The organism is Providencia rettgeri (assembly GCF_013702265.1).
In the GTDB taxonomy this organism is placed as follows: Bacteria; Pseudomonadota; Gammaproteobacteria; order Enterobacterales; family Enterobacteriaceae; genus Providencia; species Providencia zhijiangensis.
Genome location: NZ_CP059348.1, coordinates 150,450 through 173,979, shown reverse-complemented (window position 1 = coordinate 173,979; position 23,530 = coordinate 150,450). Strand labels below are relative to the sequence as shown.

The 23,530-nt window shown below is 41.6% G+C and carries 23 protein-coding genes, 1 tRNA gene and 1 pseudogene; 14 read left to right on the top strand and 11 right to left on the bottom strand.

Translation table 11 applies throughout. The features are described 5' to 3' along the window. Positions 1-4: 4 nt before the first annotated feature. The 5 genes from H0913_RS00770 to H0913_RS00750 all read right to left on the bottom strand — a co-directional run bounded on the left by H0913_RS00770 (position 5) and on the right by H0913_RS00750 (position 5,606). Positions 5-2,500 carry a TcfC E-set like domain-containing protein gene (locus H0913_RS00770; protein ID WP_154602167.1) on the bottom strand — a complete coding sequence of 832 codons (2,496 nt, stop codon included), beginning with the start codon at positions 2,498-2,500 and terminating at the stop codon, positions 5-7. Between the two features lie 19 nt (positions 2,501-2,519). Continuing rightward, positions 2,520-3,203 (bottom strand): hypothetical protein, encoded by a 684-nt coding sequence (locus H0913_RS00765; RefSeq protein ID WP_154602166.1) that lies wholly within the window; start codon positions 3,201-3,203, stop codon positions 2,520-2,522. Between the two features lie 95 nt (positions 3,204-3,298). Beyond that, positions 3,299-3,907, bottom strand: a complete 609-nt coding sequence (gene ecpA, locus H0913_RS00760; protein WP_108478643.1) for a common pilus major fimbrillin subunit EcpA — start codon at positions 3,905-3,907, stop codon at positions 3,299-3,301. Between the two features lie 163 nt (positions 3,908-4,070). Further along, on the bottom strand, positions 4,071-4,391 hold the full coding sequence (locus tag H0913_RS00755) for a helix-turn-helix domain-containing protein (RefSeq protein WP_154637846.1): 321 nt from the start codon (positions 4,389-4,391) through the stop codon (positions 4,071-4,073). 732 nt (positions 4,392-5,123) lie between these two features. Further along, the gene (locus tag H0913_RS00750; RefSeq protein ID WP_181477794.1) at positions 5,124-5,606 is read right to left on the bottom strand and encodes a cold-shock protein; all 483 of its coding nucleotides are present in this window, start codon (positions 5,604-5,606) and stop codon (positions 5,124-5,126) included. A gap of 181 nt (positions 5,607-5,787) precedes the next feature. On the opposite strand from H0913_RS00750, the gene H0913_RS00745 reads away from it, so the two are divergent. Beyond that, a complete protein-coding gene (locus H0913_RS00745) occupies positions 5,788-6,492 on the top strand; it encodes an RluA family pseudouridine synthase (RefSeq protein WP_181477793.1) in 705 nt (234 codons plus the stop codon). A gap of 4 nt (positions 6,493-6,496) precedes the next feature. Here the strand turns inward: H0913_RS00745 and H0913_RS00740 are convergent, their stop codons facing one another. Continuing rightward, entirely contained in the window at positions 6,497-7,036 is a 540-nt protein-coding gene (locus H0913_RS00740) for a DUF2058 domain-containing protein (protein ID WP_154637847.1), read from the bottom strand. 746 nt (positions 7,037-7,782) lie between these two features. Here H0913_RS00740 and H0913_RS00735 point away from each other — a divergent pair. From H0913_RS00735 to H0913_RS00690, 10 genes are all read left to right on the top strand, one after another. Further along, entirely contained in the window at positions 7,783-8,106 is a 324-nt protein-coding gene (locus H0913_RS00735) for a helix-turn-helix domain-containing protein (protein WP_154637848.1), read from the top strand. Positions 8,107-8,343: 237 nt separating this feature from the next. Continuing rightward, positions 8,344-8,895 (top strand): fimbrial protein, encoded by a 552-nt coding sequence (locus H0913_RS00730; RefSeq protein WP_181477792.1) that lies wholly within the window; start codon positions 8,344-8,346, stop codon positions 8,893-8,895. Between the two features lie 86 nt (positions 8,896-8,981). Beyond that, on the top strand, positions 8,982-9,497 hold the full coding sequence (locus H0913_RS00725; RefSeq protein ID WP_181478626.1) for a fimbrial protein: 516 nt from the start codon (positions 8,982-8,984) through the stop codon (positions 9,495-9,497). Positions 9,498-9,558: 61 nt separating this feature from the next. Further along, entirely contained in the window at positions 9,559-12,093 is a 2,535-nt protein-coding gene (locus H0913_RS00720; RefSeq protein ID WP_181477791.1) for an outer membrane usher protein, read from the top strand. 95 nt (positions 12,094-12,188) lie between these two features. Beyond that, positions 12,189-12,938, top strand: coding sequence for a fimbria/pilus periplasmic chaperone (locus H0913_RS00715; RefSeq protein ID WP_154637851.1), 750 nt, complete (start codon positions 12,189-12,191; stop codon positions 12,936-12,938). Positions 12,939-12,994: 56 nt separating this feature from the next. Beyond that, positions 12,995-13,621 (top strand): fimbrial protein, encoded by a 627-nt coding sequence (locus H0913_RS00710; protein ID WP_232368807.1) that lies wholly within the window; start codon positions 12,995-12,997, stop codon positions 13,619-13,621. A gap of 13 nt (positions 13,622-13,634) precedes the next feature. Beyond that, positions 13,635-14,135, top strand: coding sequence for a fimbrial protein (locus H0913_RS00705; protein WP_232368806.1), 501 nt, complete (start codon positions 13,635-13,637; stop codon positions 14,133-14,135). Continuing rightward, positions 14,135-14,641, top strand: coding sequence for a fimbrial protein (locus tag H0913_RS00700; RefSeq protein WP_181477790.1), 507 nt, complete (start codon positions 14,135-14,137; stop codon positions 14,639-14,641). The genes H0913_RS00705 and H0913_RS00700 overlap by 1 nt, the downstream gene beginning before the upstream one ends. Next, positions 14,638-15,195: a fimbrial protein gene (locus H0913_RS00695; RefSeq protein WP_154637854.1), complete on the top strand. Its 558-nt coding sequence runs from the start codon at positions 14,638-14,640 to the stop codon at positions 15,193-15,195. Before H0913_RS00700 ends, H0913_RS00695 begins: the two co-directional genes overlap by 4 nt. Before the next feature lie 61 nt (positions 15,196-15,256). Beyond that, positions 15,257-16,312, top strand: coding sequence for a hypothetical protein (locus tag H0913_RS00690; RefSeq protein ID WP_154637855.1), 1,056 nt, complete (start codon positions 15,257-15,259; stop codon positions 16,310-16,312). A 94-nt stretch (positions 16,313-16,406) separates the two neighbouring features. Here the strand turns inward: H0913_RS00690 and H0913_RS00685 are convergent, their stop codons facing one another. Next, positions 16,407-16,748 carry a hypothetical protein gene (locus H0913_RS00685; RefSeq protein WP_181477789.1) on the bottom strand — a complete coding sequence of 114 codons (342 nt, stop codon included), beginning with the start codon at positions 16,746-16,748 and terminating at the stop codon, positions 16,407-16,409. 220 nt (positions 16,749-16,968) lie between these two features. Here H0913_RS00685 and H0913_RS00680 point away from each other — a divergent pair, with 220 nt between their 5' ends. Next, positions 16,969-17,331 carry a YibL family ribosome-associated protein gene (locus H0913_RS00680; protein WP_132497203.1) on the top strand — a complete coding sequence of 121 codons (363 nt, stop codon included), beginning with the start codon at positions 16,969-16,971 and terminating at the stop codon, positions 17,329-17,331. 80 nt (positions 17,332-17,411) lie between these two features. On the opposite strand, the pseudogene rhuM reads toward H0913_RS00680, so the two are convergent. Together rhuM and H0913_RS00670 are read right to left on the bottom strand one after the other, a co-directional pair. Then, positions 17,412-17,740 (bottom strand): annotated as a pseudogene (rhuM, locus tag H0913_RS00675) (RhuM family protein); the annotation flags it as partial. Between the two features lie 216 nt (positions 17,741-17,956). Continuing rightward, positions 17,957-18,051: transfer RNA gene (locus H0913_RS00670), tRNA-Sec, on the bottom strand. A gap of 282 nt (positions 18,052-18,333) precedes the next feature. Between H0913_RS00670 and prlC the strand changes: the two genes are divergently transcribed. Further along, a complete protein-coding gene (gene prlC / locus H0913_RS00665) occupies positions 18,334-20,376 on the top strand; it encodes an oligopeptidase A (RefSeq protein WP_181477788.1) in 2,043 nt (680 codons plus the stop codon). Next, positions 20,369-21,139, top strand: coding sequence for a 16S rRNA (guanine(1516)-N(2))-methyltransferase RsmJ (gene rsmJ / locus H0913_RS00660; protein WP_181477787.1), 771 nt, complete (start codon positions 20,369-20,371; stop codon positions 21,137-21,139). The genes prlC and rsmJ overlap by 8 nt, the downstream gene beginning before the upstream one ends. Positions 21,140-21,222: 83 nt before the next feature. On the opposite strand, the gene gdhA is transcribed toward rsmJ, so the two are convergent. Together gdhA and uspA are read right to left on the bottom strand one after the other, a co-directional pair. Then, a complete protein-coding gene (gene gdhA / locus H0913_RS00655; RefSeq protein WP_132497181.1) occupies positions 21,223-22,557 on the bottom strand; it encodes an NADP-specific glutamate dehydrogenase in 1,335 nt (444 codons plus the stop codon). Between the two features lie 268 nt (positions 22,558-22,825). Further along, positions 22,826-23,260: a universal stress protein UspA gene (uspA, locus tag H0913_RS00650; protein ID WP_036950081.1), complete on the bottom strand. Its 435-nt coding sequence runs from the start codon at positions 23,258-23,260 to the stop codon at positions 22,826-22,828. Positions 23,261-23,530: the final 270 nt, after the last annotated feature.

Sequence of the window (23,530 nt, the reverse complement as noted above, 5' to 3'; positions counted from 1 at the left end):
CTCATTATCTTTTCGCATAACTAGATTGCGGCTCACAAGTCACCTCACCTACCCATAAAGCACCGCGTGCTCCTTGTAGGTTTAAATCGGCTTCGCAGATCGTTTTCTCATCTTCTTGCAATAACGAGATCACCGGATACCGCACATCAACGTCCATGGAGAATTCCCCATTTTTATCGGTTTTTGTTCGCCCAATATGGTTACGAATCGAGGCATATTTTATGTATTCACCATCTGGTGATTTAAGCCGTCCAAACACCGTGACCAACTGACGAACTTCGGGTTGATAAAACGCGATATTGCCCGGATACAGCGTGACGGATTTATTGCGTCCAGAGACAATGTCAAAACTGTCTTTTGACTTCCCGTCGTTCATTAACTGGATGTCGTAATCTGAATATGGTGACAATGGAATAAAGGTATTTTTTCCGCTGATTGGGTAATTCTGCCCATTCACCTTCGCCACCATGCTACCGGCACCTTGAATCTCCGAATTAATAATTACCCCTGATTTTCCTTGGTTGCCGCTTGGTGTGATCATGCCATTGCTGTAAGCCACCGATCCGCGAGAGGTTAAGTTACCGTTCAGTCGGTCGCTATCCGGTCGGTTAATCGTGACGGTGCCCGAGTTATATTTCATGTCATAAGAGGCGTAGGCCAGCGTCGAAAAATCCGAAGCGCCATTATCTTTATCACGCACTAACTTAGAGACCGAAATTCCCGCATTGGTGATCGGCGAGTTTTCAAAACTTTTGTTGGCGTAAATATTGGCTTTCATATTGCCATTCGTGGAAGATACGCCCGTGCTTAACCACGTAGACAGCGGTAATGAGAAATCTAAATTCACATATTTTTCGTTAGTACTGTTTTGATTATCATAGTGATAACGCTGCACACCGGCTCTGAGCCCAACCGTTCCATAGCGCCCAGAAAACAGCGTATTCGCATATTCGTAGTTAATTGAATCACTGCCTACGCGACGGTCTTTGGTATTACTGATCGTGAATGAACCCGTTCTATCAATAATCTTGTCGAAGTTAACTGTCGCGCCATAGGAATAGTTATCCGCATCGTAAAGCGGTAAATCCCCTTCAATCACTGTTCGTTCTCGTGATGCCCAAAAAGAGCCATAACCGTCAGGAATACTGACAGAAATCGTACCAATGTTGCGATGGCTGCCGTGATTCTCCAGCATGCCCTGCCAAGAAATCGAGATATAGTTATTAATCGACGCGTTGATGCTCGTTTCTTGAACTAGGAATTTATCAAAACCATAGTTTGACATCTGAAAGCGTATACCTGACAGCACTGGGAAGTTATAGGCAAATGAAGCTCCTGCTAAATAGCTTTTCTCAGGGGCTTGGCTATGACGACCTTCTCCACGAGCATAATTTCTTTTATCGAAATCAACATAGCCCCCGTACATTTCCCAATTCAGTTTGTCGAAGTTTCCTCCGATTGCCCCTAAGGATTTATTAATTGTCTGGTTTTGAGTGGTGACCACTTTCCCATCGACAACCGTTTCGATAGTGACATCATAGATACCAAAAGGCAGCATACTGGTATCGACTTCAAAGTTACCCATTGGGAAGTTTTGGATGTTAAGAAGCTTACCTTGGCGATAAATACGAACTTCACCAGGGCTATTTAAGAAGGCATAAATAGGGGTCAGTGACTGCTGTTTATTGTTGACGACACTCTCGGAGTTATTTCCGATAGTGACCGCATAAATTTTACTACTGCTCAACGCGGTTAAGCTGGCAATGGATTGTAAATTCCACGTACTCATTAAACCCAATGCGACACGCAGCCCATTAAAGTCACGCTCATACATCGCTCGGTATAATTCGACACTTGCATTGGATTTACCGATGCTATAAGCCGACGCATTAATATTAAAATGGTGTTCTGCTGCAGCAAATAACGCGTCTAAATTAAAATAACTACTGGAGCTATTTTGTGCATTTTTTACCTGACTTTGGAATACACCTAAATCATAGTTTGCCACTGCCGAAAGTGAATTAACGGATGAATCCCCTAATACAGAATGCCTTGCGTGGGTTTTCGGTGCAAAAGCGGCTTTATCAACATCTAATGATAAATTAAATGACGAAATATTTAATTTCAGCGCCGCATTATTGTCGATAACAATACCGTTGTTATCATCAAAAATGGCATCTTGTTTATTTTCAATTTTATCAACCAGCAAACTATTCAGTTGAGGACCTTGCGTACTGTCAATGAGGTGAATACTCGATAACTTAATTTTACCTTGGTCAATGACAATAACTGCATCCGCGATTTTATCTTCGCTTTGGTTTTTTTTAGCATCATCACTTAATCGTAGAAAAACAGGCACAGACATTCCTTCTTCCAATGCACTCACAAATGCCGGAGGAATAATGTAGCCACCAATTTTAATACTCTTCATCTCACTGGCATGAATGGTGTTTGAAAAAAAAATGCTTAATATTGATAAAGCAATAACACTCTTACGCATGATTAAAGTCCGTTATTAATTATTTGACGACAATGAAATCTCCTTTGTGCCAAATACCTACGCTAGATTTTTTATTATTAAGATCGACAAATTGTAATTTCACAGCTAAATGTGGCATGAGGTAATAACGCTCACGACAAATACCGTCCACACTGTATTTTTGTTTTTCAGGTAAACATGGCCCTGATGCCACCACACGAAATGAACTATTCCCTATATTGGAAACTTGGGAGTTTGCATATTGGTAATTAAATTTTTCAATTCTTGGTGCAACAACCAAGATAGTGCTAATGGTTGCCGAGGTTGTTGCTGAGGCAGATTTTGCACTTTTTGTAACACCGCTTTCACCAATAGGGTCATCTTTCCAATTTAATCGATAATAACGTTCTTTATCGTCTTTAGGACCTTGATAGATAATTTTAAAAACATCTTTTGCTTGCCCCGGCAAAATCAAATTAGCAGGGGTTGATAATATTTCATTGGGATCCGTTACTGGAATAACTTTTCCATTCTCAAGTGGCGAGTCTATTTTCTCGATAGTTAAATTAACGAGCCTTGCCGTATTAACCGTATTTTCAATTTCTTTTGCTAATGAGTCTTCATCCGGCGATATGATTTCAGTGATATTGCCTACATTAACCGCAAAGCTCATTTTTAGTGGGAGAATAGATAATAAAGCTAATGCTAATGTTATTTTTTTCATAATTATTAATTTTAAAAAAGATAACGATAAAGATAATATTTCCCTATAGTATCTTTATCGTGAAAATTAGTTATTCACTAAGCGTAAATAATCAATTAAGGAGCTGGTGTGAAAGTACCATCCCAAGTTGCAGTGAATTGAACTTTAACATCACCATCCCATGAACCATCGGTCAGTGCTTTGAAGTCTGTCGCTGCGCCAGCCGCTTCCGCGCTAGCGATAACGAAGGTGAACTCACCACGGTCAGTTGCACGCTCTGAACCATTGTAGATACCATCTGCAGCTAAGTTATCTAAACCTGATGTTAAGCCTTTTGAAGTATCGATTAACACAGTGTCAGTCGTTTTATTCAGATCTTCCCCATTCCATTTAACGCCAACAGTTAATTTAGAATCATCTGTTGTTCTCGCTAAAGTGTTAGAAATGATTTTTGATGCTAATTTAAAATCTGTTGCACCTGATTGACCTTGAATAGCGATATCAAATGCGCCATTTTGTTGGTTAAAGCTTTTCTGACCTTCTGCATAGTTAAATGTTAAGCTTTTTAATGGCGTAACAACCAGCATACTTGTCGTATCTTTAATTGCGGTCGCTTGCCATGTTGCTGTCGCTTGAGCAGTACGAGTGTCAGCATTAGCAACTGTAGCAAAGGAAGCAGCAATAATTGTTGATAGCAAAACAGATGCCATTTTTTTATTTAACATGTTGTTCTCTCTATTTAATATCCATGAAGAAAAATTTAATTGCATAGCATAAAAAACACATTCATTGTGTGTTTTATAAAAAACAATCGAATTTTCCAGAGAATATGCTTAATAAAATAACCAGAATTAACTGATTATTTTATTTCTAATTTAAGAGGAAAATTTAGCAGTTATTTATGATGGTTTTTGTTGAGTAATTTCCCCAGGAAGTATATTTACTCGCACTTCCTTTATTACCCATTCTTTTTTCAGAGTCAGTATCTTTTTCGACATATTTAATGACATCGACCCATCGTTTATCTAGAATACTTAAAAAAATATCAAGCTGATCTAAAGTAATCGCAGTGATTCCCATTTCATATCTTGATATCTGTTGCTGGCTGATTCCTATTAATTTCGCCAGCTGCTTTCCCGTCATGTTCTTTTCTTTACGTGATTTTCTTAAAAAAGCTCCCACCTGACCACTAATTATATTAGATTTCATTAACCACACTCCAATATAAAGAAACAATTTATTTAATTTCCATTAATAATAAATACATTAAAATAAGAGTAAAAACGTTTATACCGATCGAACAAGATTATTTTGATAGGTACCACCTATCAAATAGTAATTTATTGATCGTCGGGCTTTATTAAGATACAACGAGTACGAGTACACTTAATATGATAAGTAGAATTAACTAACTGATATATATTAAATAAAGCTTTGTTCAATTTATTTAATATATTTTTTATTTTTTTAAAATAAAATTTACGTGGGAGGAGTAAAAGCCTATAAAAACGAGATAAAATACATCATTTATTACAACAAATTACAATTTGAAACAGCTAAATTGTTTTTTGCAAAATAAAAAACTCATTAGATGAGTAATATACCAATATAAAAATATATTTCTACAGCTTAATTCGTTATTCCGCAATAATTTTCATTTAGATTACCAACTTAACAACAACTAATCCGCATCATAGTATTTACAATCCAGATTGTATGCCATAAAGGCGCTATAAATTGGACGTATCAGAATGCGGTTCGCGCATATATTAATACATCTTGCTTAATATGTAGCGATGGCTTATTAAAAATATTCTCTTTTTAGATCGTTTGTTGATTTTTTATTCAAATTTAGGAAAGGATATCGAAGGTAGTACTGAAAAAGCATTGCCTCTATATTAGAGGCAATGGAATGGGGAGATTTTTTAATTCAGTCGAAAGCTATTTAACACCTTTAAGTTGTTTCATGGTTTCATCCACGTCAATCTCATCTTCAGAGAACGTCAATGTTGTTCCATGCTGGGTTTCGATAATCAGCTTTTTCAGCGCTCGAGTAGCTCCCGGCTTAATATTCGTTTTAGGTTTAATACTGTTCATCAGCGCACCAATCGATAATACGGTATTTTCTTTATCAATACGTGTATCTGCCGGAACATCTTCATAATAGATACGGAATGATTTGATAGCCGTCAGCTTAATGCGCTCACCGGCAATATAGATATATTTGCTTTCAGGGATCACTTTAACCGCAAAGGCGGATAAACCTTTATTATTTGTGGTCGGCTCAAACGTAACCGCCGCCCCTTTTTTAATCAGTTCTGGGTTGGCAACTTTAATCACATGAAAATAACGGTTATCCCCGTTTTCATCTTTGAGAAACCCAAAACCTTTATCTTCAAACCACGTTGTGATTGTTCCGTTCATTGCCATACCACCTTCTTTGTTGACTCAATTTCACAGCGCGCAGTATAAAACACAATACCTGCCCAGACCACGCCTTTAGTTTTAGTCTAGCTTATTTATCGATAACATCAGCCAATAGCATCATCGTCAGAAAGCACAAAATTGGGTATTATTCATAACCACTTTTTATCTGGATAGCCTGATGTCGACGATTATTGATACCTTTATTGCGCCCCCTTGCCATGATGACATTGAAATCATTGAGCAGGATGAGCACCTTATTCTTATCAATAAACCTTCGGGGCTACTGAGCCTCTCTGGGAAGAATCCACAAAATCTCGACTCAGTACATTACCGGCTCGTTCAACTGTTCCCTGAATGCACTCTCGTACATCGCCTTGATTTTGGTACTTCAGGTGTCATGGTCGTGGCTCGTAATAAAGCCATAAATGCAGAATTATGCCGACAGTTTAGCCAGCGAACCGTGACGAAAGCCTACAGCGCACTACTATGTGGCCATGTGAAAAATGATGATGGAGTGATAGACGCACCAATTGCCAAAGACCCAGCGCTGTTTCCCCGAATGTCGATTTGCGCAACTCATGGTAAACCAGCACGTTCCTATTATCAGGTAATTGAGCGGTTTTATCGTGAGCTAGAAGATGGGCGTAGGTTGCCACTGACGCGGGTAAAATTTATCCCAGAAACAGGACGAACCCATCAGCTGCGCATTCACAGCCAACTTTTCGGTCATCCTATTTTGGGGTGTGATCTGTATGGAGGCTTACTGCCTGCAGATATAGAACCTGCGCCGAGGCCGAGGCTGATGCTGCATGCCAGTGAATTAGATTTTATTCATCCGATAACTGGGGAACCCATTCACGCTCACAGCAAAAGCCCGTTCTAAATGACTACCACATTAAATCATCTGGAATTTTAAAGTCTGCGTACGGATCGTCTTCATCCTGCTCTTCCTGACTCAAGGCGTTATTTAATACGATGCTGCTTTCATCACGCTGAGCGATTTTATCCGCTACACTCGCGGGGATAATCGCGTAGGTACTCATTTCAGGATTGTCAGTCGCTAAACGCGCGATGGCGAGACGGCCGCTAATAAGTTGGGTTTGCGTTGTTTTATCGACGACCACTTGCTTGATGAGGTTATTATCTGTGAAGTTAAAGCTGATATCGCCTTTCGCTACATCAATTTTGTTCATCTCAATCAGCTGCTTCACCTGAGCTTTATACTCTTTCGTCAGTGCCGCTTGCTTTTGTTGATCGCTCAGTTGTTTATCACGCTCAAGCTGCGCTTTTTTATTCTCTTCTACCGCTTCTCTGGCTTCTCTAGCCTGTACTCGTGATTTCTTCGCTGTGCGCTGTACTTTCGCCATTTTTTTACTGGTGACGAGTCCCGCTTGGAGCATTTGCTCTTGTAAGGTGAGTTTTGCCATGTTGGTATCTAAGCCTGTTGAATGAAATTGGAGGGATTATACCTGCAAATTAGATTTCTTTTCGGTTACTTTTGCGATTCTTGCTCGATGAGTGATGTAAACATGATGTCATCAATTCCCTTCAAAAATGTCGGTGTGACCAACAATAATCTGAATGTGTTTCAACCCCACAAATAAAACCCGCGTCTTAAATGTATGTGTCATTTTCAATACATCTTAATGTGATCTGAATCACAAACAACAATAACTTAAGTCAAATTTAATGTCATTAAATGTCATCGAAATAACATTTCGACATATTTTGTATATTTCATTTTTTTGAATTCATAATTGTTACCAAACATGTATCTAACAACACATAACCTATCTGGCTGAATTTTATTGTTATTTTTATATTTTGCATTATTACGCATTCATACTCTTGGATTTTTTAAAATGTAACTATGAAAATATATTTATAACGATATATAAATCTAAAATTAACTATTATTAAGGGTAATTTCAAACTTTATCACTGGTATTTTAAGCCACATTACGAGTAGGGATATCGCAACCTTTTGTAATTTATTTATTTTAACAAACTCACAGTGTTGGTAATGTGTAAATCATGCTTTGGTTGAAAATATTGCCAAATTTCACCCTATTGTTTTTTACTCCTATTTTGTTTAAAAATAAAAACAGATTCGTGCTTACGCATTTGTTTTATTTAATATGTTTTGAAATTGATTCTTATTTAAGGTTTATGGATGAGTTTGAAAAAAATAGAGAGAATTACAGAATCATTTTCTCAAGCTATCGCAGATGAAATTGCAAGCTTAAGAAGGAAAAGATTATTATCAGGTAGACAATTAGGTTCACTCATTGGAGTTTCACAACAACAAATCTCACGCTATGAAAATGGTATTTGTGAAATAACTTTATCTACTTTATGTCTTTTGCTTCATTACTTGGGTGTGTCTTTAGAATCGTTCTTCTTCTTTGTTTCTGAACGTATAGAAGCCAAAGAACCAGAGCTTTACGGTGAGTTTAATTTATTATTTGAGCAACATGGTGCTCTAATTTCAAAATAAATCACCGTGGATTAATAGCACTAAATTAGTGTTGGTTTTAGTTAAATTAACATTTATTAGCGTTGAATTTAAATTAATAAAATCCATTAATTGAGATTCTAATTATTTATCCATAAAAAAATCAGTAAATTAAAAAATCCATTACCCATGGATGTTTTCTATTTATTTTAATAAATATTTTTAACATGGCTTTATTTAAAGCCATCTATTCTTTTTTTAATTAAGGAAATTATATCAATGAAAAAAATTATTTTAGCAACGCTTGTTTCTAGTGCAATGAGTGCGTCTGTTTTTGCTGCGGATGCAGGTAAAGGTATCGTCACTTTCACAGGTTCTATTATCGAAGCGCCATGCTCAATCGCACCGGGTGATGAAAGCCAAACTATTGATTTAGGACAGGTATCTAATGTGACTTTGCAGTCTGGTCAAATGTCATCAGCTCAACCTTTCGAAATCCATCTTCAAGGATGTACGTTGAATGCTAAATATACCGATAAAGACGGTAAAGAACATGGCTTCGATAACAATCTGGTTAAAGTCACATTTGCTGGTACTGAGTGGCTAGACACAGGATTAATCCAAATTACGGGTGATGCATCTGGTGCAGGGGTTGTTCTGATGAATAAGTCAGGTTCTAAGATTGATATCAATAGTTCAACAACTGACCGTGCTTATACCTCTGGCGATAATATTTTAAGTTTCCAAGCTGCGTTGCAAGGTCAGTCAGGTACTGCTGTCGTTCCGGGTAGTTTCAGTGCCACAACCAACTTTACCTTGGCGTATAACTAATCGTACTAGGTCATTTTAATTAAATTTTTCCCCAATACAGGGATTGTTAAGGGGAAATATAACGCTAGGAGAGCTTGGTTTTGAAAATGATTTCGACCTGTACGTTGTTACTTGCGAGCCAGTTATTCAATGCACAGACACACGCATCGACATTACGGGGAAGTATCAACATGGATGGCAGTATTGTCGACTCTGCATGTGCTATTGAAGCCGGATCTTATGAGCAAGTTGTCGATATGGGGGCTCTACCTATTGGAACAATACGCCAACAAGGACAAGGAGCGCTTCGCCCTTTTTCTATCACGTTAGTCGGTTGCACATTGGCATCTCATGCGGGCTCCACATGGCAAGCTTTTACAGTGACCTTTGATGGTCCGAGCGATGGTGACTGGTTTACGGTGTATGGCGATGCTCGTGGAGTCGCTCTGCGATTACAAGATGCTGATGGCAAAACTATTTATCCGGGGCAGCCGTCGAAAAAGCAAACCATCACTGCAGGAAGCAAAGTGCTGAACTACGGATTGAGATTGGTTTCCGATACAAAACCGCTACGTCCAGGGGAGTACCAGAGTGCTCTGCGTTTTAAGCTGGATTATTACTAATAATAAAAAATCATTATTTAGCCTTTATTTTTCCTGAGCTGGATTTCTAGGGATGTTATTTATGTCTTTATCACGACCTGTATTTTTTCGCCTGAGTAGCTTAGGTGCCGCCATTATTTTTTCATTAAGTGGTATATCAACGCCGTTATGGGCAGCAGAGGCAATCGAGTTCAACACGGATGTTCTCGATCTAGAAGATAAAAATAACATCAACTTAGAACAGTTTTCTCGTGCGGGATACATTATGCCCGGCACATATTCTTTCGCTTTGAAAGTCAATGGTGAGCATTTGTCAGATGTGGTTGTTCCGTTCTATACCGCTGAAAATGACCCGCAAGAAAGTGATGCTTGTTTGTCGCCAGAAATCGTCGAACAACTTGGTTTAACCTCATCAGCAAAAAAATCGCTGACATGGTGGCATGACGGTCAATGCCTTGCAGCAAGTAGCTTACCCGGTATGCAAATTCGTGGTGAACTGGCGAACTCATCAATTTATGTCAGTCTTCCACAGGCTTACCTTGAGTACACCGCACCCAATTGGGATCCACCATCACGTTGGGATGAAGGTATTTCTGCGTTGATGCTCGACTACAACATTAATGCAAATGCCAATAAGTCCCACACCAAGAGTAGCGATAACTACACCTTGAATGGCAACGGTATTGTAGGAATGAATTTCGGTGCTTGGCGATTTCGTGCTGATTGGCAAGGACACGTTAACCGTACAACGGGCTCAAACAACTCGACAAGTAAAGATTTTGAATGGAATCGATTTTATGCCTATCGCGCACTGCCATCACTCGCAGCCAAATTAGTCTTAGGGGAGGATTACCTTAGCTCTAATATTTTTGATTCATTCCGTTTTATTGGTGCCAGCGTACGCTCGGAATTAAATATGCTGCCTCCTAATTTACGAGGCTATGCGCCTGAAGTGACGGGAATTGCAAACACCAATGCCACCGTCATTGTTAGCCAGCAAGGGCGAGTGCTGTATGAAACTCAAGTCGCTCCGGGGCCTTTTCGCATCCAAAACTTAAGTGATGCAGTGAGTGGAACCTTAGATGTCACTGTTAAAGAACAAGATGGAACAACGCAAGAATTTCAAATAGATACAGCAAATTTGCCATATTTAACACGCCCAGGACAAATGCAATACAAACTTGCGTTAGGTCAGCCCACGAATTACCAACGTCACAGCGAAGGCGATACCTTTGTGACGGGTGAGTTTTCATGGGGTATTAACAACGGATGGTCGCTATTTGGCGGCAGCCTGAACAGTAAAAACTACAATGCCGTTTCACTGGGTATTGGGCGTGATTTACTGGCATTTGGGGCTTTATCTTTCGATATCACGCAATCTTTTTCCCGCTTACCTAATACAGGGAGCTTAACTGGCGGTTCATACCGTATTAATTACTCAAAAACATTCGAGTCCCTTGATAGCACGATCCAATTTGCGGGTTATCGGTTTTCAGAACGCGACTTTATGTCGATGTCTGATTTCTTAAATGCACTGCAAACGGGTGAGCGTTATGGCGGAAATAAAGAGCTTTACACCGTCTCAGTGAATAAAAATTTTGGTGATTTAGGCATGTCGTTATACCTGAACTATAACCATCAAACTTATTGGGACAGACCAGATAACGATTACTACAGCGTGATGTTTTCGAAGTATATGGATATTGGCTCACTAAAAAACATCAGTGTGAACGTATCGGCAAACCGCACCACTTATAACGGCGTGAAGGATGACAGCATCTATCTATCGACTTCATTCCCTCTAAGCCACGGAGCCAACGTAGGGTATTCGTTAAATAGCAGCCGCTACGACACGACGAACCGAGCGACCTATTACGACCGCATCGATGATAGAACCACCTACCAGTTGAGCGCAGGTAGCAGCAAAAAAGGAAGTACGGGGAGCGCCTTTGTCACCCATCAAGCAGATACCGCGCGTTTAACGGCAAATGTGAACTACATGCATAACCAATATAGTGCGCTTGGTCTATCCGCCAGTGGTGGAATGACGTTAACCACCGAAGGTGGCGGACTTCATCGAGTTAGTACATTAGGTGGAACACGAATGTTAGTGGATACCGATGGTGTTGCGGGTGTTCCCATCAAAGGGATCGGCGCCCCAATTACCACAAATCTATTCGGTAAAGCGGTGGTGAGTGATGTGGGTAGTTACTACCGGAATAAAGCGCAGATTGATTTAAATTCGCTACCTGACGATGTCGATGCGCAGCAATCCGTCGTACAGGCCACACTCACCGAAGGCGCTGTAGGGTATCGCCACTTTGACGTGGTTTCAGGGCAAAAAGCGATGACAGTACTGCGACTTCCCGATGGCAGCTATCCGCCGTTTGGCGCTCAAATACGCAATAGCAAGAAACAAGAGACTGGGATTGTCAATGATGCAGGAAACGCCTATATCAGCGGCATTAATCCTCAAAGTGTCATGAACGTGACTTGGGGTGAAGAGCAAGCTTGCCAGATAACGTTTCCAAAGCAATTGGACTCTTTACAGGATTCGCTACTTCTTCCCTGTATTCCAGTCCCGCTACCAGAATCAATGGCGGTAGCAAAAAACTAGCTGATTAAACATGTGGCTAAAAATCCACATAACAATTTGAATTAACAAGAAAAAACGTGACTTAAAAGAGCACGTAAAGATAGAAGGTAAAAATTATGAAATTAACAACACTTTGGCGTACAACCCTCGGCTTCATTAGCCTTGCGATATTTAGCCACACCGCGTATTCCGCCGTCTCAATGGACAGAACACGGATCATTTTTAATGGCGGACAAAAATCTATTTCGCTGAATATCTCAAACAACAACAATCAGTTGCCATATTTAGCCCAAGGTTGGCTTGAAAATACAGACGGTCAAAAAATTCAGTCTCCATTAGTTGTATTACCGCCTGTTCAGCGTTTAGAGCCTGGTAAATCGAGCCAAGTCAAAATTGAAGCTCTGCCCGCTATCAATACGCTACCGCAAGATCGTGAGTCATTGTTCTATTTTAATTTGCGAGAAATTCCGCCAAAAACGAATAAACCAAATTCACTGCAAATTGCACTGCAAACACGCGTGAAACTGTTTTATCGCCCTCAGGCAATCATTCCTGAGCAAAACAGTACACCGTGGCAAGAAAAGTTAACCTTAGATAAGCAAGGCGACCGTTTTATCGTGAAAAACCCGACGCCGTATTACGTCACGATCATCAATGCAGCGGCGAGTGGAAAAGCATCTGATGGCAGCGATTTTATTCCCGTTATGGTGCCACCCTTTGGACAACACGATTTAGGGGGCAGTGTTAATAAGTTAGGTAATAGCCCCGTGCTGACTTACATCAACGATTACGGTGGTCGCCCTAATTTGACATTTAACTGCCAAGCCACCAGCTGCCAGATTATCTCAGATAATAAAAGCAAATAGCACCAAGTAAGCCCTGAATTAGCGGGGCTTATATTGATAACACGTAAGGAATACGAATGACTGACTTACCAAAAAAAACATTTTTTCAATACGGCTTCTTTGTTGCTTTATTGAGCTGTACCGTCAGTGTATCGAGCATGGCAGCTGACAATCACAACAATTTCGGTCAACCCGTCAATAACTGGAACGTTGATGGACAACATGGCGTGGTCTATGTCACCGGTTCGCTAACCGAAAGCCCATGCCAACTTGCGATGACTTCAAGTTATCAATCCATCGAAATGGGTAATTTGGATGTGGGTACATTGCTGCGAAATGGAAAAGGTACTCCCATTTCATTTCAGATTGAACTCGAAAATTGTTTAGAAACACAAACTCAGCTAAGTAATGTACAAACGGGTATGACAGCTTGGAGTAGCAGCCAACCGGCGGTCAAAATTCGCTTTCTCGCTAAGAGTACGCAATCAACTCCTAATGTTGCTCAGGTCAATGGCGCGGAGGGATTGGGATTAGCTATCACAACACCCAACGGCTCGTTACTGCCACTCGGATTAGACAGTGACCCTCGGTTGCTACCATCAGGGCAAAGTAAGCTGACTTATTATGTCACGCCAATCAAAACAGGGCAGTTACAGCCGGGTGCATATTCCGCGCTGATTGCCTTCGAAATGCTGTATGACTAGCGGGGGAAGTAACATGACCAAGCACATTATTTCTGGACTGTTTCTGTCCCTATTCGGTTTGTTTTCTAATCTGGCAATGGCTGATATGTACACCCTAACCGTTAAAGTCACCGTTGTAGAAAAAACTTGCGATATATATGGCAACGGAGGGCGTAACCAGCCTATCACCGTCAATATGGGGGATCTTATTATCAAAAAAATTGATGGGCAACAATATGAAACCGAGATCCCCTATCAGCTCGATTGTACAGATGCCGCCAATAATCCCGCGTTAAAACTGAAATTTGATGGAACCCAGATGGCAGGTCAAGGGGCTAACGTATTAAAGACATCCGTTGATAACTTAGGGTTAGCCTTAAAAGCGGACAGCCGCAACCTGAATATCGGCGCATGGCATCCATTTAATTACAACGCACGCCCTCGATTGAGTGTGATTCCAATCGCGAGTGGCACGGGTGGTATTAACGATGAACAAATGACCGCCATCGCGACTTTAAGCGTGGAGTATCAGTAATGAAGCTCAAAGCACTAGTTTTGACATTAAGCGGTTTGATGTCTGTGGCGGTATCGGCTGTTGAAGTTAACTTCACTGCGAATTTAATTCAAAACCCGCCTTGTGATGTTTCGGGGCCCGATGGAGTCAATCAACCCATTAGAGTGCCATTTGGCGATGTCGGTATCACCAAAATTAATGGCGTGAACTATCGACAAGATTTCACGATAACCCTAAGTTGCGGGGCTGGTCTCGGGAATGCCGTGGCAGTCTATCTCGAATACCGAGGAATGATTGCCCCATTTGATGAAAATGCATTGCAAGCTAGCCCGCTTGGGTTAGGCATTCGATTATATCAAGACGGGAAAGTGGTTCCGCCAAATACAGGATTACCCGTAAATATGTCGAGCAACGATTCTAAAGATTTACAGTTCTATGCTGTCACCGTAAAAGATACAAGCCCAGCATCAACGTTATATGAAGGTGATTTCACAGCAACCGCTAGCATGGAGCTGAACTATCCATGAAAAAACAACACAGAAAAGTGCGGCGCTTATCCTTACTAAGTACCGCGGTATTTATGCTCAGCGCTTTTTCGTTAGGCGCTCATGCTGCGAATAGCAATGAAATTCAGTACAGCGGGACATTGATTGCGTTGCCCTGCACGATTGAGCCTAAGTTTGAAAATTTTTTAGTGGAAATGGGGGAAGTCAACTCCAAACAATTGTATTTGCATGAGCGAACGAGTGGTGTGCAATTTGAGTTTGAATTGAAGGATTGTGATACCTCCCTTGGTAATTGGATAACCGCCTCTTTTACAGGCAATAGCAACGAACAAGGGTTATTAAAATTTGATCCGATAAGTGAAGCGTCTGGTGCCGCCATTGGCATTGAAACCATAAGTGGAGTGCTGTTACCGATTAATCCAGCACAGCCTTATCCTTCTCAGGCAATAAAAGAGGGGGCAACCACAATAAAACTCCGCGCCTATGTACAAGGCGATAGTGAGTCTGTCGCGAGTCAATCCATTACTCCGGGCTATTTTGTGGCAACCATGACTTATACCTTAGGGTATGAGTGAAGCATGATTACATTATAATTTTCGTCATTCTTCTCACGAAAATTTTTACTGAAGAGTATTTATGAATATAAAAAATAATATCTCACTCGCTAATATATTAGCTTGTTTTCTTTTTATTGGATTAATGGCAATAGCAAGAGTTGGGCATGCACAGATTAACTTGGCTTATACACAAAATAGTATGTTTCCAGATGTAACATCATTCAGTGTTGTGGGTGGATTTATCGGACCCGTGCCCCCCCCCATTCTACCGAACAACTATTGTGCCCGCCTAAATAGTCACTCTAATACAGAATTTGGACGTTGTACTGAGCAACTGTTACATTCGCCTTATGTTGGATGTACAGGCGTTGCAATCGTTAAGTCTATTACAAATAAACGAACAGGACGAGCGCTGTTACCCGACAACCAGCCATCCGCAGTTAACGGCACAAGCGTTGGTGATATCGTTTATGCCAGCGGGGAATTATTCGGAAAAGCGAATGCACAAACATCCACAGAGGAGAGATGGTTGTCCGTGCTATGTTCTGCCCACGTTGGTGATACTGCACCCGCAAATGCTACAAATGACACCTATACTCCCTATCATTATCTTCACCCTAAGCAAGGATTTACCCCTGGCGATTCAATCGAGTTATGCGTACAAGAACGATTTATTAATGCTAAAACCGATTTTACTACAAGTGGGGGGTTAGCTTATAGGTTTTCCCAAATGACCCAAGCATCTACAGGACAGAGTTATTGTACAACCATAGATTCTGTGGCGCCCTCTTGTGAGATTGTAGGTAATTTAGAAATCAACCTTGGCTCTGTGGGTATTGGCAAGCCTGCTTACGGAACAACAGAAAATGCAATGTTAACTTGCCCTAGTACCTCTTCAATCAAAGTGACCATGGTAAAAGAAAACCCAGAGGGTAATATTGCTTTAAAAGGAGTATCTAGCAGTACCATCAACGCGAAGGTAAGAATGAAGGTAGGAAGTAACCCAGAAGCAACCGAATGGTCTGGCATTGTTAATTCAACAACCCCAATTGTATTTTCTGCTGATGTAACCAATGTTGGAAATGAACCAGGTGAGTTTTCGGGTCAAACAGTGATTATTCTAAATAATAACTAAAACGGCTGATCATCATTTAAATTATTTTCTTTCCCTTTAAAAATTAACCATCTCTTTAAATTGTATCTAAAGAGATGGTTATGTTCATTCTCCACTACTCTTCTGAGATAAATTGTTTTTCATAAGCGTCTAGATGATGCTTAAAAAATTTCTCGAACTCTTCTGCTGACTCAACTAAAACCGTTACCTCGATACACTGCTCGCCAAATTCATCTGAGTGATCGTTAATAGTGATGAATTCGCAAAGAATCTCTTCATGAGTTTCACAGCGCTCATCTGTTTCACAACAATATAGTTTACAGCCCATAGTGCTGATGTTGGGTTTATAAAATGGTGTTGGTTCTAATTCACCAAAAACAAATCCCATTGGCGGGTCGCTTCTTTCAAGTTCGCTCGTCCCAATAATTTGGTCTTTGTTGATAATTTTATATTTCATTGGGTTATCCCTAAACAGGCTGAGTGACCATTTTCGCTATAGCCCACTTGCCTTTGTTTGAACTGTCTGAGAAAAGTTCAAAACTCACCATATACTATGTTGAACTCAAGTACTATGTTGAACTCAAAGATAAGATAATCAGCAAATAGTATCCCTTTCCCCCTCTAATCCAGAATGATGTATACTTGCCGGCAGGAAATTTATTCACGGTTAATTAATGATGAAAGAAACTGAAAAAACACAAATTAAAACGCTTAGCGACCGCTTAGACCTTATTCGTCACCAAATGGCAAGTATGCAGCTGTCCACCCAAGCGGAAAAATACGCTGAACTCGAAAAAGAAAAAGCGACACTGGAAGTTGAAATCGCTCGTCTGAAAGAAACGCGTAACAAAAAGCTAAGCAAAGAAGCACAAAAATTGATGGATATGCCATTCAAGCGACCTATCACTAAGAAAGAGCAAGCGGATATGGGCAAGCTGAAGAAATCTGTACGAGGCCTCGTTATTGTCCACCCAATGACAGCATTAGGTCGAGAAATGGAGCTGGATGCTATGACGGGTTTTTCTAAGACTGATTTTTAGTTGGAAAAACTGCCTTAGTTGGTGTTTTGCCTAGATTGAAAAATGCGCGGTTTCTTTATTGGAAAGCGCGTAGTTCATTAACGAAATTGAGTGCCGCGAACAGAGCGGACGCGGTAACCAATGGCGAAGATCATTGAAAGGTTGAAGTATTTTACATTGTACTGCTTTCTATCATCCGCAGTTGTCCGGTAAACCGAACAACTGCATTTTCGACCAGCTCCCCTTCAGCAAAGATATTGCTGATATGCTCACTAATCGTAGCTTTTGCTTTACCATAAAGCTCACAAATCGCAGACTGAGACAACCACAGCGTATCAGATTCAAAACGGCATTCGACATGAGTCTGACCATCTTCACTTCGGAATAAAACAAATTCATCCAGTGGCGCGTCAGGAAGATTATCGCTCATCAAATTGTCTCCGTTTGAATAGTCTGAGAAAGGTCCAAAACCAACAATATACTATGTTGCACACAAAGATAAGATGGTTAGCAAGCGCCATTTTAGAGCTGAATGTCTGTATCGCTAAACCCCGAGCCCAAAAAGGGGAGTGAATGCCTACCAACCTTTATAGATTAAGACAAACTACAAAAAATGGTATTGGTACAAAAATAGAGGGAGAAAAAGTGGCGGAAGATCACAGGAGTCGAACCTGCCCGGGACTGCTGGCAGCCCCAACTGGATTTGAAATCCAGCCGCCTCACCGGAGACGACGATCTTCCTCTATTTGGTAGGTGTTCGATTATAAACTGAATTATTTATTTTCCAAGGTATTGTAAGAACAACCATTCAAATTATTGATGCATGCCAATAATGCCGCGCCATTCTCAAAAACTGATAACAAAAAGCACAAATGTGATATTGAGGTTTGCACAATTGCCCCCATATACTAATTCATGTCTACATACGGCGCTCTGATTTCAAAATCACCCCGCCAACACTTTCATTGTCAGCACAGTAAGCCTTGGCTCCCGAGCGCAAGCCTGCATTCAAGGATGTTTTTTATGACAAACTCATTATTAGCCAATTCCGCATTGCCCCGTTTTGAACATATTGAACCTGCACATATTTTTCCAGCAGTTGAACATGTTTTAGGCGAATATCGCCAAACCGTTGAAAATATTTTGGCGGCCAACAGCCACTACACTTGGGACAACCTGTGCCAACCATTAGAAGAAGCGAGTGATAAACTCTCCCGCGTTTGGTCCCCAGTGAGCCACCTGCATTCTGTTAAAAACAGTCCTGAACTACGTGAAGCTTATGAACAATGCCTGCCATTACTGTCCGAATTCAGTACATGGATGGGACAACATGAGCCACTGTATCAAGCTTATAAATCCCTCAAAGAAGACGCTGGATTTAATCAATTAAGCCAAGCTCAACGTAAATCTATCGAAAATACCCTACGTGATTTTGAGCTGTCCGGTATTGGTTTACCGGCTGAAAAACAGCAACGTTATGGTGAAATCGTCGCACGTTTATCGGAGATCGCCTCTAAGTTTGGTAATAATGTCCTAGATTCCACGATGGGTTGGTCAAAACTCATTAAAGATGAAAGCGAACTGGCAGGCATGCCAGAAAGCGCGATCGCCTCAGCAAAAGCCATGGCGGAGTCTAAAGGTGAAGAAGGCTATTTACTGACTTTAGATATGCCAAGCTACCTGCCAGTCATGACCTATGCCGATAATGCAGAGCTTCGCCGCGAAATGAGCTATGCCTATAGCACTCGCGCCTCAGACCAAGGTCCAAACGCAGGTAAATGGGATAACAGCGAACTTATCGATGAGTTAATGGCGCTACGCCATGAACTGGCTCAACTGCTTGGTTTTAAAAACTTTGCCGAAAAATCTCTCGCCACCAAAATGGCGGAATCCCCTGAGCAAGTTTTAGGTTTCCTGAATGATTTGGCTAACCGCGCTCATCAGCAAGGTAAAGAAGAACTCGCGGAACTGACCGCATTCGCAAAAGAAAATTATGGTGTTGAAACCCTCGAATCTTGGGATTTAGCCTATTACAGCGAAAAACAAAAACAGCATAAATTCTCACTTAATGATGAGCAATTACGTCCTTATTTCCCAGAACAGCGCGTATTAAATGGGCTGTTTGAAGTGGTTCACCGTATTTATGGTTTAACGGCGAAAGAGCGCCATGATGTTGAAACTTGGCACGATGATGTCCGTTTCTTCGAACTGTATGATGATACCAATACCCTGCGCGGTAGCTTCTATCTCGATTTATATGCTCGCGAACATAAACGCGGCGGTGCGTGGATGGATGATTGCGTGGGTCGCATGGTCCATAAAGATGGTGCGCTGCAAAATCCTGTTGCCTATTTAACCTGCAACTTTAATAAGCCGCTAGGGGATAAACCTGCTTTATTTACCCACGATGAAGTCATCACCCTGTTCCACGAATTTGGTCATGGCCTGCATCATATGCTGACCCAGATTGATGTTGCCGATGTAGCGGGTATCAATGGGGTTCCATGGGATGCCGTTGAATTACCAAGCCAATTTATGGAGAACTGGTGCTGGGAACCTGAAGCTCTTGAGTTTATCTCTGGTCACTATGAAACTGGCGAACCACTTCCAGCCGACATGCTACAAAGCATGTTAGCCGCGAAAAATTACCAGTCTGCGATGTTTGTACTGCGCCAGCTTGAGTTTGGTCTGTTTGATTTTACCTTACACGCAGAGTATGACCCAGCGAAAGGTGCGCAAGTGATGCCAACGCTGTACGACATCAAAGAAAAAGTTGCCGTGGTTCCATCACCAAAATGGGGACGTTTCCCACACGCGTTTAGCCATATTTTTGCTGGTGGTTACGCGGCGGGTTATTACAGCTATTTATGGGCGGATGTGTTGGCTGCCGATGCGTTCTCTCGCTTCTCTGAAGAAGGCATTTTTAATCGCCAAACTGGCCAATCCTTCCTCGACAATATTTTAAGTCGCGGGGGTTCCGAAGCGCCAATGGTACTGTTTGAGCGTTTCCGTGGTCGTAAACCAGAATTAGATGCGATGTTGAAGAGCTACGGTATTCATGGCTGATAAGATTGCTATCCAATTGATCTGTGAAGAGGGTGCCGATATCGGCACTCTCAATCAACTCGCTGAAAAATGGCAACTCACGCATACACCTGACGCCTTGATGGCGTTGGTGTTAACCCCCGAAAACCTGCAATTACGCAAAATGGATGAGCCAAAATTAGGCGGCATCTTTGTGGATTTTGTCTCAGGAGCGATGGCGCATCGCCGTAAATTTGGTGGTGGACGCGGTGAGGCGGTTGCTAAAGCGGTGGGGATCAAAAAAGAGTATCTGCCCGATGTAATTGATGCGACTGCAGGCCTAGGGCGAGATGCTTTTGTACTGGCGGCTTTGGGCTGTAAAGTACGGATGTTAGAGCGTCATCCGGTGGTGGCTGCACTGCTTGATGATGGTTTGCAACGTGGCTATCAAGACCCTGAAATTGGGGAGTGGTTACAATCACGAATGTCACTGATCCACGCATCAAGTATTACCGCATTAGCCGAAATTACTGAAGCGCCGGACGTGATTTACCTCGACCCGATGTACCCACATCGGCAAAAAAGTGCATTAGTGAAGAAAGAGATGCGGGTGTTTCAGTCATTGGTCGGGGCTGATGATGATGCAGATTCTTTACTGGCACCAGCCATTGCGCTGGCAAAACGCCGTGTTGTGGTTAAGCGACCTGATTACGCCGAACCGCTTGCGGGGCAAAAAGCACCTTCAGCAGTCACAACCAAAAGCCATCGATTCGATATCTATCCCTGTATTAAACACAGCGATTAAAACGTAACGGCGAAGGGCGTTTGTACGGTTTATCACAGACAAACTTGCACGACCGCCCTTTCGCTTACGTTTTGAGTTAAACCTTACACAACGCCTTGTGCAAACATAGCGTCAGCGACTTTTACAAAGCCAGCAATGTTCGCGCCTTGGACGTAGTTGGTTTGTTTGGCTTCGCCACCGAATTCAACACAGTGGTGGTGAATGTCCAACATGATGTGGTGTAAACGCGTATCCACTTTTTCTGCTTTCCAGCTTAAGCGCGCTGCGTTTTGTGCCATTTCCAGACCGGAAGTTGCAACACCGCCAGCATTAGCTGCTTTACCTGGAGCAAATAGAACACCCGCTTCAAGGAACAGCTCAGTTGCAGGAATAGTGGTTGGCATGTTTGCGCCTTCCGCGACAGCTTTAACACCGTTTTGGATCAGCACTTTAGCCGCGTCTACATCCAGTTCGTTCTGTGTTGCACATGGCAGTGCGATATCCACTGGAACGCCCCAAGGTTGTTTACCCGCTAAGTAAGTTAAACCAAACTCTTTCGCGTATTCTTCAACGCGACCATAGTTGTTTTTAATAGCTTCTAAGCGTGCAAGTTTTTCAGGGGTGAAACCGGCTTCATCCACGACAGTACCGCTAGAGTCGGATGCAGTAATGACTTTTGCACCTAATTCCATACATTTTTCAATGGTGTACTGAGCAACGTTACCCGAACCTGAAACCGCCACTCGCATGCCTTCAAAGCCTAAACCATGGCGTTTGAGCATCGCATCAGTGAAGTAAACAAGGCCGTAACCGGTTGCTTCTGGACGAATTAAGCTACCACCAAATGACAGACCTTTACCGGTGAAAACGCAAGAGGTGTCATTAGACAGTTTTTTCATCATCCCAGTCATAAAGCCAACTTCACGACCGCCCACCCCGATGTCACCTGCAGGAACGTCAGTATCAGCCCCTAAGTGGCGATAAAGTTCTGTCATTAATGCTTGGCAAAAACGCATCACTTCACCATGGCTTTTTCCTTTAGGATCAAAGTCAGAACCGCCTTTTGCACCGCCCATTGGTAAGGTTGTGAGTGCATTTTTGAGGGTTTGTTCGAAACCTAAGAATTTCAGGATGGATAAGTTAACGGATGGGTGGAAACGCATGCCGCCTTTGAATGGACCAATCGCAGAGCTAAATTGAACACGCCATGCGCGGTTAACTTGTACCTTGCCTTGATCGTCCATCCAACACACGCGGAACTGGATCACTCTTTCTGGCTCAACGAAGCGTTCGAGAAGTGCTTGATCGCGATATTTTGAATTTTGTTCAATGAAAGGCCAAAGAGAAGTGAATACTTCACGCACTGCTTGTAGGAATTCAGGCTGTGAAGGGTCTCTTTTTTGGACAGACTCCAAGAATGAAGATAGTGTTTGCGCCATCTTTGTCTTCCTTTTTCAATGTGGATATTGTTGTGAGGTGCCTCACTATTTCTTATCTTTTTTTTTAGGAAATGTGAGGTCGATTTGTGTTTGCCTATTGAATATATCATTAGTTTATATTCTCAATTCAAGGTTTTTTTTTACTCATTTGAAAAAAAAATTGCTTGACCTGCCAATCACTCCCTTCAGACGATTATTTTGCTGCAAAAAAAACGCCTGCATAAGCAGGCGTTTTCAGTGAATAATATTTCAATTTATCTATGAGAAATTATTCTTCTTCGTCATTCAGTGGAACAATCAGCATATCCACATGAACGGTATTGATTAACTGGCGAGCCGAAGACATCAGCTTGCTCCAGAAATCTTGGTGATGTCCGCAAACAACTAAGTCCATGTCGTATTTTTTGATAGCATCTACTAACACCTGACCTAAGTCACCGCTACCGCTAAGGGTTTCTTGGATGTCATAACCCGCACCCGCGGAAAGGTCTCTTAGTGAATTACGAGTTTCGTCAGTGATGCGTTGTTGCATATCACCTAAATTCACATCGATAAGGCCGGTGTACAGATCCGAGTAATTAACATCAACATGGATCATAGAGACTTTGGCTCCGTACGGTTTTGCCATAGAAACTGCTTTATCCAGTAAAACTTTACTTTCAGGTGATAAATCAACCGCGACAAGAATATGTTTATAAGCCATAAGTAAACTCCTTCCAAATGCTGATTTAACTGGTGGTTAACGACGTTCACCAATATCTTATGAATATACTATACCTGCTAATCGCGATAACTAAGTGTCGTTTTGATCACATCTAGCAGATTAATTTTTAAGGATTAAAAGACAGAACATTTGATAAAACAATAACATCATTCATTCAATATTAATATATATCGGTTCAAAATTCGAATTACCGCAATGCCAGTAAGTGTAATCAACAATCTGTAAATTAACAGCTCATGATGGCCGCTT

Bases quoted from the DNA above. Each gene is read 5' to 3' on its own strand.
- H0913_RS00745 (WP_181477793.1), top strand. From the start codon at position 5,788: ATGTCGACGATTATTGATACCTTTATTGCGCCCCCTTGCCATGATGAC.
- H0913_RS00725 (WP_181478626.1), top strand. From the start codon at position 8,982: ATGATTTCGACCTGTACGTTGTTACTTGCGAGCCAGTTATTCAATGCA.
- H0913_RS00750 (WP_181477794.1), bottom strand. From the start codon at position 5,606: ATGAACGGAACAATCACAACGTGGTTTGAAGATAAAGGTTTTGGGTTT.
- H0913_RS00700 (WP_181477790.1), top strand. From the start codon at position 14,135: ATGAAGCTCAAAGCACTAGTTTTGACATTAAGCGGTTTGATGTCTGTG.
- H0913_RS00695 (WP_154637854.1), top strand. From the start codon at position 14,638: ATGAAAAAACAACACAGAAAAGTGCGGCGCTTATCCTTACTAAGTACC.
- prlC (WP_181477788.1), top strand. From the start codon at position 18,334: ATGACAAACTCATTATTAGCCAATTCCGCATTGCCCCGTTTTGAACAT.
- H0913_RS00685 (WP_181477789.1), bottom strand. From the start codon at position 16,748: ATGAAATATAAAATTATCAACAAAGACCAAATTATTGGGACGAGCGAA.
- H0913_RS00730 (WP_181477792.1), top strand. From the start codon at position 8,344: ATGAAAAAAATTATTTTAGCAACGCTTGTTTCTAGTGCAATGAGTGCG.
- H0913_RS00720 (WP_181477791.1), top strand. From the start codon at position 9,559: ATGTCTTTATCACGACCTGTATTTTTTCGCCTGAGTAGCTTAGGTGCC.
- H0913_RS00715 (WP_154637851.1), top strand. From the start codon at position 12,189: ATGAAATTAACAACACTTTGGCGTACAACCCTCGGCTTCATTAGCCTT.
- H0913_RS00705 (WP_232368806.1), top strand. From the start codon at position 13,635: ATGACCAAGCACATTATTTCTGGACTGTTTCTGTCCCTATTCGGTTTG.
- ecpA (WP_108478643.1), bottom strand. From the start codon at position 3,907: ATGTTAAATAAAAAAATGGCATCTGTTTTGCTATCAACAATTATTGCT.
- H0913_RS00770 (WP_154602167.1), bottom strand. From the start codon at position 2,500: ATGCGTAAGAGTGTTATTGCTTTATCAATATTAAGCATTTTTTTTTCA.
- H0913_RS00710 (WP_232368807.1), top strand. From the start codon at position 12,995: ATGACTGACTTACCAAAAAAAACATTTTTTCAATACGGCTTCTTTGTT.
- rsmJ (WP_181477787.1), top strand. From the start codon at position 20,369: ATGGCTGATAAGATTGCTATCCAATTGATCTGTGAAGAGGGTGCCGAT.
- H0913_RS00765 (WP_154602166.1), bottom strand. From the start codon at position 3,203: ATGAAAAAAATAACATTAGCATTAGCTTTATTATCTATTCTCCCACTA.
- uspA (WP_036950081.1), bottom strand. From the start codon at position 23,260: ATGGCTTATAAACATATTCTTGTCGCGGTTGATTTATCACCTGAAAGT.
- H0913_RS00755 (WP_154637846.1), bottom strand. From the start codon at position 4,391: ATGAAATCTAATATAATTAGTGGTCAGGTGGGAGCTTTTTTAAGAAAA.
- H0913_RS00690 (WP_154637855.1), top strand. From the start codon at position 15,257: ATGAATATAAAAAATAATATCTCACTCGCTAATATATTAGCTTGTTTT.
- H0913_RS00680 (WP_132497203.1), top strand. From the start codon at position 16,969: ATGAAAGAAACTGAAAAAACACAAATTAAAACGCTTAGCGACCGCTTA.
- gdhA (WP_132497181.1), bottom strand. From the start codon at position 22,557: ATGGCGCAAACACTATCTTCATTCTTGGAGTCTGTCCAAAAAAGAGAC.
- H0913_RS00735 (WP_154637848.1), top strand. From the start codon at position 7,783: ATGAGTTTGAAAAAAATAGAGAGAATTACAGAATCATTTTCTCAAGCT.
- H0913_RS00740 (WP_154637847.1), bottom strand. From the start codon at position 7,036: ATGGCAAAACTCACCTTACAAGAGCAAATGCTCCAAGCGGGACTCGTC.